Consider the following 12,079-nt stretch of genomic DNA (forward strand, 5'->3'; position numbering starts at 1 on the left):
CTACTCTATCGTTTAGATCGATTAGAAGAAAATCCAGAAGAAACGATAGAAACCGCTAAACTTGTTGTTCCTCCAGCAGGAGAAGAAATGGGATGCTAAAGGAATTTAGCCCCTTGGATTATCAGTGAATCAGTAAAGCGACGTTGCCTGCAACGTCGCTACAGGGTTTCAGGCGATCGCGCAAGCGTGGCAGAGCCGTATCGCGCAAGCGTGGCAGAGCCGTATCGCAAATGGGTTCTGTCGTTGGGGAGATGTCAACGCTTTTAGAGAGTTTTTCGGAAATTAAAGAATTTTAAGAATTGTTCCACTCCCATGATAAGATTTCCCTTGGCTCGAAACGAGCGATCGATCTGGACTGACCCCTAACTCAAAAACGTGAACCCGTCCGACCCACCTCTCAACCCCCGACTAGAAAGAGACAATCCCTCAGAATCCTCCCCTAATCCTAGGGGGAATTCAATGGCAGAATATTACCAACTCAAACAGGATTTGTTGATTTGGACTTTCGCCATGAGTGGTGTCATTTTCCTTCTAGTTTGGTTGAACTACTCCCTCCATATTGCTCTGAGTTATCTACTCGGTGCTTGTGTGGGAATCGTTTATCTGAGAATGCTGGCGAAAAACGTGGAGCGATTGGGAGAAGGAAAAACTCGTGTTAGTTCTAATCGTTTAGCTCTATTTGCAGGACTAATTATTGTTGCTACTCAGTGGCAGCAACTGCATATCGTGCCTATATTTTTGGGATTTCTCACCTATAAAGCAGCGATTATCGCTTACACCTTTCAAACTACTTTCTCAGAATTTATGAAAAGGTAGCCACCGAAGGAGTCGCGCGATCGCATCGCCCAAAGTAGAAATCTTGTTGTGTCTTTAAGAATATTGGGGAAAGAAAGCCCAATGGAATTTTTTGCTGGCTTAAAGGCTTATACCTTTGTACCTCTAGCATCCCTCGAAGTTGGCGAACATTTTTACTGGAATATCGGTGGCTTGACAGTACACGGACAAGTCTTTATGACTTCTTGGTTTGTCATTGCTCTGCTCGTCATCGCGTCGTTGGCAGCCACTCGGAATATCCAAAGAGTTCCCAGTGGTATCCAGAACTTCATGGAATTTGCCTTAGAATTCGTGCGCGATCTCGCGAAAAACCAGATTGGCGAAAAAGAATATCGACCCTGGGTTCCTTTTATTGGCACTCTCTTCCTATTCATTTTTGTCTCTAACTGGTCTGGAGCCCTCCTCCCTTGGAAACTGATTCATATTCCCTCTGGAGAATTGGCGGCTCCAACCAACGATATCAACACGACAGTGGCTCTGGCCTTGTTGACCTCGCTGGCTTACTTCTTCGCGGGATTCAGAAAGCGCGGTTTGAAATATTTTGCCAAATATCTCGAACCCACGCCCATTCTCTTGCCTATCAATATTTTGGAAGATTTTACCAAACCCCTTTCCCTGAGCTTCCGTCTTTTCGGAAACATTGTGGCAGATGAATTGGTGGTGGCGGTATTAGTCTTGTTGGTGCCTCTGTTTATTCCTTTGCCCGTTATGGCCTTAGGACTATTTACGAGCGCTATCCAAGCTCTCGTTTTTGCTACCCTGGCTGCTGCTTATATTCACGAAGCATTGGAAGGGCATGGCGGCGAAGAGCATGAGTAAGCGGGTCTTCTCGCTGCACTCCTAAATATTGCTACTAAAGCGCAAATATTCACCTGTTGTCGTCATTAAAAATCAATCAAAGGAAAAAAAATCATGGATAGTTTAGTTGCTGCTGCCTCCGTTATTGCTGCTGCCCTCGCTGTTGGTTTGGCTGCGATCGGACCTGGAATCGGTCAAGGAACCTGCGCGGGTCAAGCTGTGGAAGGAATTGCCCGTCAACCAGAAGCAGAAGGCAAAATTCGCGGAACCTTGCTGTTAAGTTTGGCATTCATGGAATCTCTCACCATTTACGGTTTGGTTGTTTCCTTGGTTCTGCTTTTCGCCAACCCCTTCTCGTAATCGCCCCCCGATCGCGGGACAAAAAAGGTAGAGAGAGACGCAAAATTCTCATCTCTACCCCCCATCCAAAGGTCAAGTTTCAGATTCTTCAACAATGATACATTGGACGAATTTATTCATAGCAGAAGCGGGAATGTTTGACTTTGACGCAACATTGCCTTTGATGGCAATTCAGTTTCTGGCCTTAGTCTTTCTTCTCAATAAAATATTCTACAAACCCTTGGGCAAAGTCCTAGACGAGCGTACCGAATATGTTCGCCAAAATAGCCAAGATGCAAAAGGACGTTTGGAGAAAGCCACTGCGATCGCCACTCAATACGAGCAAGAACTCGTAGAAGTGCGTCGGGAATCTCAAAACATTATCGCCAAAGCTCGGGACGAGGCACAACAAGTTGTGACGGCCAAAGTTCAAGAGGCGCAACAAGAAATTCAACAGCAACGAGAAGCCACCTCTCAAGAAATTGAAACTCAAAAGGCTCAAGCATTTCATACCCTTGAAGGAGACGTGGATGCTTTGAGTTGGCAAATTCTCGAAAAACTGTTGGGTTCAGAATTGGCAAGATAATGACAAATTGTTAAAAGGAAAATAAAAATCGTGGGGACTGTATTTTATCTAGCCACTGAAGCCGAACATGGGTTCGGATTGAACTTCGATCTTTTAGAAGCAAACATAATTAACCTCGCCCTGCTTGTAGGAATTTTGGTTTATTATGGCGGTCAGGCCGTAGGGAAAATTTTAACCGAACGACGCGCCAAAATCGAAGCTGAAATTCAAGAAGCAGAAGGACGCGCCTCTAAAGCTGCGGCTGAGTTAGCTGGGGCGCAACAAAAATTGGCGCAGGCAAAAGAAGAAGCCAAACAAATTTTAGCCACTGCCGAACAAACTGCACAACGGGCAAAAGAAGAGGTTTTGGCTAAGGGCAATGTGGAAGTTGAACGCATGAAAGCAACTGCCGCCGCCGATGTCAGTTCCGAACAAGACAGGGCGATCGCACAATTGCGTCAGCGTACCGTCGCTCTCGCTATTGAGCGGGCAGAAGGACAACTCAAAGATCGCTTAGACGACTCCAAACAAGAGCGCCTGATCGATCGCTGTATCGGGCAATTAGGGGGATAATCAATGAAAGGAACTTTAGTTAGTAGCTCAATTGCCGAACCTTACGCCCAGGCATTGATGTCTTTGGCGCGATCGCGAGATTTAGCCGAGCGGTTTGGCGAAGATTTCCGCGCGATCGAACGGTTAATGGAAGAATCTCCAGAATTACGGGATTTTATTACCAATCCCATCGTCAAAGATGAGGACAAAAAAGCCGTTATCCGCCGCATCATGGGAGAAGACACAGACTCTCAACTGGTCAATTTTTTAATGTTGTTGGTGGATAAACGGCGCATTATTTTTCTCGAACAAGTTGCCGATCAATATCTCACACTTCTGCGAGAAATGAATCAAGTCGTTCTGGCTGAAGTCATTAGCACGCGGGAATTGAATGAGGATCAGCGCCGCTCTGTAGAAGACAAAGTGCGCGAGATATCCCATGCCCGAGGGGTAGAACTGAAAACCACAATCAACCCCGATATTATTGGCGGCGTAATTATCAAAGTCGGCTCTCAAGTCCTCGATGCCAGTTTACGCTCTCAACTCCGTCGCATTGGCATGAGTTTAAACGCTTAAAAATACCCCTTACCCATTACCCATTACCCACAACAAACTATGGTTAGTATCAGACCAGACGAAATTAGCAATATCATTCGCCAGCAAATTGAATCCTACGACCAAGATGTTCAAGTTTCTAACGTAGGAACCGTTCTTCAAGTTGGAGATGGTATTGCGCGCATTTATGGCTTAGAAAAAGCGATGGCGGGGGAACTCCTCGAATTTGAAGATGGCACCGTTGGTATTGCCCTCAACTTAGAAGAAGATAATGTTGGGGCGGTACTAATGGGTAGCGGTCTGAGCATCCAAGAGGGAAGCACCGTTAAAGCCACCGGTAAAATCGCACAAGTTCCCGTTGGAGACGCTATTATCGGGCGCGTTGTCGATGCTTTGGCACGTCCCCTTGATGGTAAAGGCGAGATTCAATCCGGTGAAACCCGCTTGATTGAATCTCCGGCTCCTGGTATCATTGAGCGTCGTTCCGTCCACGAACCCATGCAAACTGGGATTACCGCCATTGACGCGATGATTCCCATCGGACGGGGACAGAGGGAATTAATTATTGGCGATCGCCAAACTGGAAAAACCGCCGTTGCAGTCGATACTATCCTCAACCAAGCCTCAGAAGATGTGATTTGTGTTTACGTCGCCGTTGGTCAAAAAGCCTCCACCGTCGCTCAAGTCGTCGGGGAACTGCAAGATCGCGGAGCCATGAGCTACACCGTTGTGGTTGCAGCCAATGCCAGCGACCCAGCAACCCTACAGTACCTCGCTCCCTACACCGGTGCGACTATTGCCGAGTATTTTATGTACCAAGGCAAAGCCACCTTAGTGATCTACGATGACTTGTCCAAACAGGCACAGGCTTATCGCCAAATGTCCCTGCTCCTGCGTCGTCCTCCCGGTCGCGAGGCATATCCTGGAGATGTTTTCTACGCTCACTCTCGCTTATTAGAGCGGGCAGCAAAACTCAGCGATGAATTGGGTGGTGGAAGCATGACCGCATTGCCCATCATTGAAACCCAAGCTGGGGACGTTTCTGCCTACATTCCCACCAACGTGATTTCCATTACCGACGGTCAGATTTTCCTCTCTTCTGACTTGTTTAACTCGGGTTTCCGTCCGGCAATCAACGCGGGGATTTCCGTCTCTCGCGTCGGTTCTGCGGCTCAACTCAAAGCCATGAAACAAGTGGCCGGGAAATTAAAACTGGAACTCGCACAGTTTGCGGAATTAGAAGCATTTTCCCAGTTTGCCTCTGACTTAGATCAGGCAACTCAGGCACAATTGTCACGAGGGCAGCGCTTGCGGGAAGTTCTCAAACAGCCCCAATATTCTCCCTTAGCGGTTTACGAACAGGTTGCCATTGTTTATGCCGGGTTAAATGGGTATTTGGATGATATTGAGACGGAAAAAATCACCGCCTTTACCAAAGGGTTTCGGGACTATCTGAAAACCAGCAAAGCTGACTTTGGTAAAACGATTGCTGCGGAGAAAAAACTCACCGATGCTTCCGAAGGTATGCTTAAAGAGGCGATCGCCGAGTATAAGAAAACCTTTGTAGTCTCTGCTTAATTGTTAAGGAAAGGGGAACGGATTGAAGGATTTCTCTACCGATTCCCCACTCCCTACTCCCCAATTGCCATTACCAAAAACAATGCCTAATCTTAAAGCCATTCGCGATCGCATTCAGTCGGTCAAAAATACCCGGAAAATTACCGAAGCGATGCGCCTTGTTGCTGCGGCTAAGGTGCGTCGCGCCCAAGAACAAGTGACCAGCACTCGTCCTTTTGCTGATTGTTTAGCACAAGTTCTCTACGGTTTACAAAATCGCCTTCAGTTTGAAGATGTAGACCTCCCCTTACTGAAACAGCGCCCTGTCAAAAACGTAGGGCTTTTAGTTGTCTCTAGCGATCGCGGTTTATGTGGCGGTTACAATAACAACATCATCAAGAAAGTAGAGACGCGAGTTAAAGAATTACAAAAGGAAGGAGTTAGCCATAAATTAATTTTAGTGGGCAGAAAAGCAACGCAATATTTCGAGCGCAGAGAAGCACCGATTTCTCAGAGCTATCTGGGACTCAATCAAATTCCTACCGCCCCAGAAGCCTCCAAAATTGCAGACTATTTACTTTCACTTTTTCTCTCTGAAGGGGTCGATCGCATCGAGTTAATTTATACTAAATTTGTTTCTTTAATTAGCTCGCGTCCCGTCGTACAAACCCTTGTACCTTTATCATTTCAAGGTTTAGAAAATGCCGATGATGAAATTTTCCGCTTGACGACCTCCGGGGGGGAATTTCGCGTCGAACGAGAAAAAGTTGCCAAGAAAATGGATTCGTTTCCCAGAGACATGATTTTCGAGCAAGACCCCGCTCAAATTTTAGATGCTCTCTTGCCTTTATATCTCAATAACCAGTTACTTCGCGCCCTGCAAGAATCTGCAGCAAGTGAATTAGCGGCTCGCATGACTGCCATGAATAATGCCAGTGAAAATGCTGTAGAATTGGTCAAAACTTTAACTCGGTCTTATAACAAAGCGCGTCAAGCTGCCATTACTCAAGAAATCCTCGAGGTGGTTGCTGGAGCAAATGCACTGTAGACCAAACGATCAACGCCCGGAACAATCGGGCGTTTTTTACAATTTAGGTCTAATGTTTTAGATTGGGAAAGCAATGAAATTTTACAAAACTTTTCGTCAGATTTACAGTATCACAAAAAACGAGCGCTTTTTGTTGTTTCTCAAAGTCATTGAAAGTTTAGTCTCTAAAGTGCTTTCTTTGCTGATGGTCTGTGTAATTTTATGGGCAATTGGCGATTTATCTATTATAATTGTAACGGATTTATTTATCAGGTCGTCTCATTCTTTAAAAGAAGATATTTTTGATATTTTTGGTCTCTTTTTAAATATTTTAGTTGCTTTAGAAATCTTAGAAAATATAACAGCTTATTTAAAGAAACATAGCGTACAGCTTGAATTAGTAATCGTGACTTCTCTCATCGCTGTTGCGCGAAAAATTATTGTTTTTGATTTAGAAACCAAGTCTGCCAGCGATTTAATTGCTATCTCAGTTGCTGTATTAATGCTTTCCATTAGTTACTTTATTATCCGTAGCGGACAAAGAAGAGGAACATAAAAAGAAAGATAGAGACGACTTCATATTATAGCTCAATTCTTGGGTATTTGGAAATTATAAACATCTTCGATCGCCTGTACCCACCCCTTAGCAACCGAAGCAAGAATGCGATCGCCTTTTGCTCGAGTCGCCGTCGTTGCATCCCCAATCACCCCACTTTTACTTAAATCTTTAGTCACCCATGCAAAGGGTAATTTTCCCTCAATACTCAACAAACTTTCTGAGGGTAATTCTGGGGGATATTCGCAAACAGCTTGCTCCATTTTCACTTGTTCTGGTAATAGTGCTAACATGATGCTAGTTTCTGCATCTCCAGCATGAATTCCCATTTCTAATTCCTTTTTACTCAAGACTTCTTTGGCAATATGAGGAACTCGCCAAGTAAAGAAGGGAAAGATCAGAAAATCGCTATATTCTTGGTGTAAATCTCGTGCAATTATTTCTATAACTTGCGGTTGGCCGCCATGGGAATTCATGAACACCAATTTACGAAACCCTGCTCTATAAATACTCTCAGCAACTTCTTTAAGGGTTGCTAAAAGTGTCTGTGCTGAAAGCGAAATTGTCCCCGGAAAATGCCAATGTTCGTTAGATTTTCCATAGTATAAAGGCGGCAGAGCATAGGCAGGAATCTGGGGGTCTAATTGGCTTAATGCCGTCCCTAAGACCCCAACACTAATGGCAGAATCAACAATAATAGGTAAGTGGGGTCCGTGCTGTTCGATCGCGCCGATGGGTTGAATAATCACCGTATTTTGCTTATCTGACATGGCTTGAATTTCTGTCCAAGTCAGATAAGCAAAAAATCGTTCCGGGGGAATAAATCCGTGCATGAAATAATATTGTTAAAAATTAGTTGACCCCCTATCCACACTCTTATCAAGAGAAGTGAGTAGAGGTTAGTTCCTCATCGATCGCTGACAGGAAAGGCCTCCGGAAGGACTTGTATATTGATGACCCTTCCTTGGCGATTGACTTCAATCTTTAACGGTTTGCCAATTTGACTCAGTTCAACTTGCTGTTGAACATCTGTAGCGGTACTCACAGCATTTCCACCGACTTTAACAATAATATCTCCGACTTGGAATCCTCCCCGATCGGCGGGAGAATTGGGAATGACTCCCATGACAATAATACCGCGATCGCTAGTAATAACAAAGGTTTGGTCGGGGTTTTGATTGAGTTCATCTCGGCGATCGGCATTGAGAGTAATCATTTGCACCCCTAAATAAGGATGGTCGGCTTTCCCTTCAGCAAAGAGTTGATTAGCGATGCGTTTAGCGGTTTCAATGGGAATAGCAAACCCCAATCCTTGAGCATCGGCGCGAATTGCGGTATTAATGCCAATCACTTCTCCTTTCGCATTTAATAAGGGACCGCCAGAATTACCAGGATTAATGGCTGCATCGGTTTGGATAAAACGGACGCGCTTATCGGGGACCCCAACTTGAGAACTCGATCGCCCTGTGGCGCTAATAATTCCTACTGTGACAGTATTATCGAGGCCGAGGGGATTGCCGATGGCGATCGCCCATTCTCCAGGAATCAAGGTTTCTGAGTTCCCTAACGTCACCGCAGGCAAGTTTTTTGCATCAATCTCGATCGCCGCAACATCGGTAACGGAATCTCGTCCCACAACTTTCCCCTCTAAAGCGCGACCGTCCTTAAGGGTAACTTTAACGATATCCGCTCCTTCTACAACATGGGCATTGGTCACTAATCGTCCATTAGCCGTGAGGATAAAACCAGAACCCGTACCTCGCTGAAGTTGGCGCGGTGAGGGTTTTTCGCCTTCTTGTCCAAAGAAACGACGGAAAAAAGGTTGCTCTAAAGAATCGGAGAAAGGGGAGGCGATCGTGCGGGAAGCATCGATTCGCACAACCGAGGGACCGACTTGGCGAACCGCTTCAGCAATAAAATTAATACCGACAGAGGGTTCGTTTGCTTGTTTGGCTAACGATAAGGTAGGGAGAGTCGCCGGAATGAGTTGCGAGGGCTGCAAGCTGTTTTGTTGTTCTTTGTGCAGTTGTTGATGTCCCCAGAATCCCGATCCCGTGCCGATCGCCAACAAGCCAATATATATACCCAGTTGTTTTAGAGAGATAGTCATTACATTTACACTTACCGCTAGAACCCAATAGATCGAGATATACTCGTTACCCCAGCGTAGCAAATTTACTGGCAAAAAACTGCTACAAATTCTTTGTACAACAGGTCAAGGAAATCTCACAGATTACAATAACAAAATGAGAAAAAATTGTTCGATTTTAACTTGACTTCTTGACCTTGACAATGATATTCTAACAGAGTGGGAGTGTGTGCGCTCCTGTAACCCCTTTTTCAAACAAGAAATAAATCAGAAAAGAAAGAAGAAAGGCGATGCTCTCATCCAATGCTTCTGCTAAGTAGTTGGAACTTTTAGTAAAACTAATTGAAGATTTTGAAGAGAAAAATTATAAACTTAATGTTTCAACACCGCGATCGCGCTTGCTTCATTTGCTGGAGGCTAGAAATTTACAACAATCCGATCTAGCAAGCGTTTTTGGTTCTCGAGAACTTGCTTCTCAAATTATCAGTGGGGAATGTGCGATCGCCCGAGAACAAGCTGAAATTTTAGGTCAATTTCTCCAGGTCGATCCGAGTTTATTTTTGTTGAATTAGGCGATCGTGATAAATCCCTCGTATCGCTTTGAATTTGTTGGAGAAGACTTTGAGAACGCTGAATGGCTGCTTCTAGTTCGAGTTCTGCAAGGCGATCGAGTTCTTGTCGATCGCCATCTGAGAGAGCGTTTCCCGTGGCTGAGGTCTCGTGAAATCGAGCCATTAAATCTTGTAATTTTTTGTGTTGTTGGGACGGGAAAAAGCGATCGCTTTGAGTACGATGCAAGATAATTGCGATTGCACTATCTCGAACAATTCCAGCATCATTTAATTGTTGTTCGATATTATCCAATGCTTGACCGGGTGTGAAACCGATCGCTTGTTTTTGGCCGCAGATGGCTCGATATTTTGCGGTGCGATCGTCCGATTCTGGAATAATTGCGATCGTTGTCATTTTAGAATACAGTGGTTTTAATTATAGCGCGATCGCTTTTCAGTTTGGAGAGTTGAGGCGATCGCAAAACAAAAATCTATGTTTGTCTCGGATCGTTGAGAGTCATCAAGTTGAAATGACTTGCTTGTATTGTTGTGCTGCCGACTTCAGTGCATCATTAGGTTTTGGCGGATTGAGAAGAGTTTCAACAAACGCTTCACTATCCTCAAGATTCAGTTTAAGCATTTGGTGTTGTTCAATGACTCGGCAAGCCTCTACTTGAGCGCTGGCGACAACAAAATCAGTTAGGGTGCGTCCCTCTAGATCGGCTGCTTTTTGCCAAAGTGCTTTAGTTTCTGGGCTAACATGAGCTTCAAGTCGCGCCATTGATTTTCGCTGATTTGTAGTAGCCATATCAATCACTTTTCAGATTGAGGATTGACTTCTATTATATACGGCCATTACCGTGTCAAACACGGTAATGGTCGCGACTTTTTGAGCAATGCGCGGGAAATTATCGCGATCGCCAACCAAAAAGCTGCGATCGCATCGAAGAATTAAAAGCACTCCTGCATGAAGAATTAAAAGCGGATGAGGCGATCGCTTGAGTTGTTTTGCGATCGCGATTATATCGAAATTAACCGAGATACAATCATCTTACCTACCCTAGCGGCACTCTCTCCCCGGTACGGTAACGATTTTAGTTAGAATTAATGAAGATGATAGAAAAAAATATGCCCCCCAAAAAAATTTCCAGTCCTTACTCCTCGGGTGGAGGAGGTTTCCCATACGAATATAGAGTTTGTGCTGTTTATCTGGCAGCAGTTTTATTGCGCTCTGTTCCCCGAGGTCAAGAAGCAGGAACAACTCGCGAAGTCCGTTTGCAACGTCTCTACGACAGCGATCCTCTAGATGATATAATCGTTATTTCAGATTTGAAGTGTGGTGAAGCGAAATTAGCACTTCAGGTTAAGCGCGATCTGAGTTTTGGCGAAAAAAATCAAAAGTTTGATGAAGTTATGGAAGCGTGTTGGAGTACCTTCAAATCATCTGATTTTCGGATTGGTATCGACCGCTTTGGTCTCGTGGTAGCTTTATATTCAAAAAACATTAATGAATATTATCAAACTGTATTAACTTGGGCTAGAAACAGCATTGATTCTCAAGATTTTTTGAAGAGAATTAATACGGAAGGCTTTTCAAATAAAACTCAACGCAGCTTTATCAATCTGATTAGAACAAAACTAAGCAAACATTCAAAAACTCCTATTACTGATAATGATTTATGGGATTTTCTGAGATCGATGGTTATTTTACACTTCGATTTTCAGCAGGAAGGAGCGCGAGACTATACATATGCTGTTGAAACGATTAGTCATTTACTTCCTCCCAACAAGAAAACTGATGCACCTAAATTGTTTGAAAAACTTGTTAATTATGCGACTAATGGCAGTAAAACTGCTGGCAGTTTTAATTTAGAGCGTCTCACTGAGAAATTATTAAGTGATGATTTTGATATCCTTCCTTCTCCAGATTGTCGAAATGATTTAGCTCGGCTCGAAGAACACGCAGACTTTATACTCAATAATATTCAGAATACTATCGGTAATTTTAATCTCGATCGCTCTAATCTCATTTCCAAAATAAAAAAGATTAGAGAGAGAGCATCCTTCATTGAGATAATTGGTGCGCCCGGTGTTGGTAAATCTGCTATTTTGAAAGAGCTAATCGAAGACGATCGACAACAAGGATTTTCTCTAGTATTTTCTGGCGATCGAATTAGTGGAGCGAGTTGGAGTAGTTTTGCTAGTCATTTACAAATCGAACAACCTTTGCAGAAGATTTTGTTAGCAGCTAGTAGTGTTGCTCAACCAACAATTTTTATTGATGGCATTGATAGAATTATTGACTCCGGACACCAAAATGTTATTAACGATTTAATTCGCATTCTTCAAACAATTAAGCTCGATTGGAAAATCATTGTTTCTATGAGAGAAGAAAATAGAATGCAAGTTTATCAATGGTTAAATTGGCAGCCGTTTGGAAAACCGGAACAAATTCATATCCCCGAATTGACACATAATGAACTCCGGGAGACTATAGGCAACAATGATTTTCTAAAACCATTATTATCACTTACACATAACGAGCCAATTATTAAAAATTTGTTTATATTAAGTTTACTTAAGAAACAGGAAATGATGTTTGATTTAGAAAATTTATCACCAATTTCTACAGAAATAGAGTTTGAGAAATGGTGGT

General features: G+C 43.7%; 15 protein-coding genes. 11 read left to right on the plus strand and 4 right to left on the minus strand.

Translation table 11 applies throughout. From position 1 onward, the window contains the following. The first annotated feature begins 459 nt into the window (after positions 1–459). The 9 genes from VB714_RS05510 (at position 460) to VB714_RS05550 (ending at position 6,783) form a co-directional block, all read left to right on the plus strand. The gene (locus tag VB714_RS05510) at positions 460–816 is read left to right on the plus strand and encodes an ATP synthase subunit I (protein ID WP_323221972.1); all 357 of its coding nucleotides are present in this window, start codon (positions 460–462) and stop codon (positions 814–816) included. Between the two features lie 81 nt (positions 817–897). Next, positions 898–1,653, plus strand: a complete 756-nt coding sequence (gene atpB, locus VB714_RS05515; protein WP_323221975.1) for a F0F1 ATP synthase subunit A — start codon at positions 898–900, stop codon at positions 1,651–1,653. A 93-nt stretch (positions 1,654–1,746) separates the two neighbouring features. After that, a complete protein-coding gene (gene atpE, locus VB714_RS05520) occupies positions 1,747–1,992 on the plus strand; it encodes an ATP synthase F0 subunit C (RefSeq protein WP_204106475.1) in 246 nt (81 codons plus the stop codon). Between the two features lie 94 nt (positions 1,993–2,086). Next, positions 2,087–2,557, plus strand: coding sequence for a F0F1 ATP synthase subunit B' (locus VB714_RS05525; RefSeq protein ID WP_323221977.1), 471 nt, complete (start codon positions 2,087–2,089; stop codon positions 2,555–2,557). A 30-nt stretch (positions 2,558–2,587) separates the two neighbouring features. Continuing rightward, positions 2,588–3,109: a F0F1 ATP synthase subunit B gene (locus VB714_RS05530; protein WP_323221979.1), complete on the plus strand. Its 522-nt coding sequence runs from the start codon at positions 2,588–2,590 to the stop codon at positions 3,107–3,109. 3 nt (positions 3,110–3,112) lie between these two features. After that, positions 3,113–3,664, plus strand: a complete 552-nt coding sequence (gene atpH, locus VB714_RS05535; RefSeq protein WP_323221981.1) for an ATP synthase F1 subunit delta — start codon at positions 3,113–3,115, stop codon at positions 3,662–3,664. Between the two features lie 39 nt (positions 3,665–3,703). Beyond that, positions 3,704–5,221 carry a F0F1 ATP synthase subunit alpha gene (gene atpA / locus VB714_RS05540; RefSeq protein ID WP_323221983.1) on the plus strand — a complete coding sequence of 506 codons (1,518 nt, stop codon included), beginning with the start codon at positions 3,704–3,706 and terminating at the stop codon, positions 5,219–5,221. Positions 5,222–5,303: 82 nt separating this feature from the next. Next, positions 5,304–6,248 carry a F0F1 ATP synthase subunit gamma gene (locus VB714_RS05545; RefSeq protein WP_323221985.1) on the plus strand — a complete coding sequence of 315 codons (945 nt, stop codon included), beginning with the start codon at positions 5,304–5,306 and terminating at the stop codon, positions 6,246–6,248. A gap of 73 nt (positions 6,249–6,321) precedes the next feature. Beyond that, positions 6,322–6,783 (plus strand): phosphate-starvation-inducible PsiE family protein, encoded by a 462-nt coding sequence (locus VB714_RS05550; protein WP_323221987.1) that lies wholly within the window; start codon positions 6,322–6,324, stop codon positions 6,781–6,783. A gap of 32 nt (positions 6,784–6,815) precedes the next feature. Here VB714_RS05550 and VB714_RS05555 read toward each other — a convergent pair whose 3' ends face one another. The 4 genes from VB714_RS05555 to VB714_RS05570 all read right to left on the minus strand — a co-directional run bounded on the left by VB714_RS05555 (position 6,816) and on the right by VB714_RS05570 (position 10,231). Then, positions 6,816–7,616, minus strand: coding sequence for a creatininase family protein (locus tag VB714_RS05555; RefSeq protein WP_323221989.1), 801 nt, complete (start codon positions 7,614–7,616; stop codon positions 6,816–6,818). 74 nt (positions 7,617–7,690) lie between these two features. After that, positions 7,691–8,893 carry an HhoA/HhoB/HtrA family serine endopeptidase gene (locus tag VB714_RS05560; protein ID WP_323221991.1) on the minus strand — a complete coding sequence of 401 codons (1,203 nt, stop codon included), beginning with the start codon at positions 8,891–8,893 and terminating at the stop codon, positions 7,691–7,693. A 462-nt stretch (positions 8,894–9,355) separates the two neighbouring features. Beyond that, complete coding sequence (locus VB714_RS05565; protein WP_323221993.1) at positions 9,356–9,838, minus strand: hypothetical protein; 483 nt, start codon at positions 9,836–9,838, stop codon at positions 9,356–9,358. 105 nt (positions 9,839–9,943) lie between these two features. Then, positions 9,944–10,231 carry a DUF1778 domain-containing protein gene (locus VB714_RS05570; protein ID WP_323221995.1) on the minus strand — a complete coding sequence of 96 codons (288 nt, stop codon included), beginning with the start codon at positions 10,229–10,231 and terminating at the stop codon, positions 9,944–9,946. A gap of 24 nt (positions 10,232–10,255) precedes the next feature. Between VB714_RS05570 and VB714_RS05575 the strand changes: the two genes are divergently transcribed. Then, the gene (locus tag VB714_RS05575) at positions 10,256–10,378 is read left to right on the plus strand and encodes a hypothetical protein (protein ID WP_323221997.1); all 123 of its coding nucleotides are present in this window, start codon (positions 10,256–10,258) and stop codon (positions 10,376–10,378) included. A 320-nt stretch (positions 10,379–10,698) separates the two neighbouring features. Then, positions 10,699–12,079: ATP-binding protein (locus VB714_RS05580; protein ID WP_323221999.1), on the plus strand; the 1,381-nt coding region annotated here is incomplete at its 3' end.

The organism is Spirulina sp. 06S082, from assembly GCF_034932145.1.
In the GTDB taxonomy this organism is placed as follows: Bacteria; Cyanobacteriota; Cyanobacteriia; order Cyanobacteriales; family Spirulinaceae; genus CCY15215.

Coding starts and splice junctions, on each gene's coding strand:
- atpH (WP_323221981.1), top strand. CDS start 3,113: ATGAAAGGAACTTTAGTTAGTAGCTCAATTGCCGAACCTTACGCCCAG.
- VB714_RS05560 (WP_323221991.1), bottom strand. CDS start 8,893: ATGACTATCTCTCTAAAACAACTGGGTATATATATTGGCTTGTTGGCG.
- VB714_RS05525 (WP_323221977.1), top strand. CDS start 2,087: ATGATACATTGGACGAATTTATTCATAGCAGAAGCGGGAATGTTTGAC.
- atpA (WP_323221983.1), top strand. CDS start 3,704: ATGGTTAGTATCAGACCAGACGAAATTAGCAATATCATTCGCCAGCAA.
- VB714_RS05555 (WP_323221989.1), bottom strand. CDS start 7,616: ATGCACGGATTTATTCCCCCGGAACGATTTTTTGCTTATCTGACTTGG.
- VB714_RS05570 (WP_323221995.1), bottom strand. CDS start 10,231: ATGGCTACTACAAATCAGCGAAAATCAATGGCGCGACTTGAAGCTCAT.
- atpE (WP_204106475.1), top strand. CDS start 1,747: ATGGATAGTTTAGTTGCTGCTGCCTCCGTTATTGCTGCTGCCCTCGCT.
- VB714_RS05550 (WP_323221987.1), top strand. CDS start 6,322: ATGAAATTTTACAAAACTTTTCGTCAGATTTACAGTATCACAAAAAAC.
- atpB (WP_323221975.1), top strand. CDS start 898: ATGGAATTTTTTGCTGGCTTAAAGGCTTATACCTTTGTACCTCTAGCA.
- VB714_RS05510 (WP_323221972.1), top strand. CDS start 460: ATGGCAGAATATTACCAACTCAAACAGGATTTGTTGATTTGGACTTTC.
- VB714_RS05565 (WP_323221993.1), bottom strand. CDS start 9,838: ATGACAACGATCGCAATTATTCCAGAATCGGACGATCGCACCGCAAAA.
- VB714_RS05545 (WP_323221985.1), top strand. CDS start 5,304: ATGCCTAATCTTAAAGCCATTCGCGATCGCATTCAGTCGGTCAAAAAT.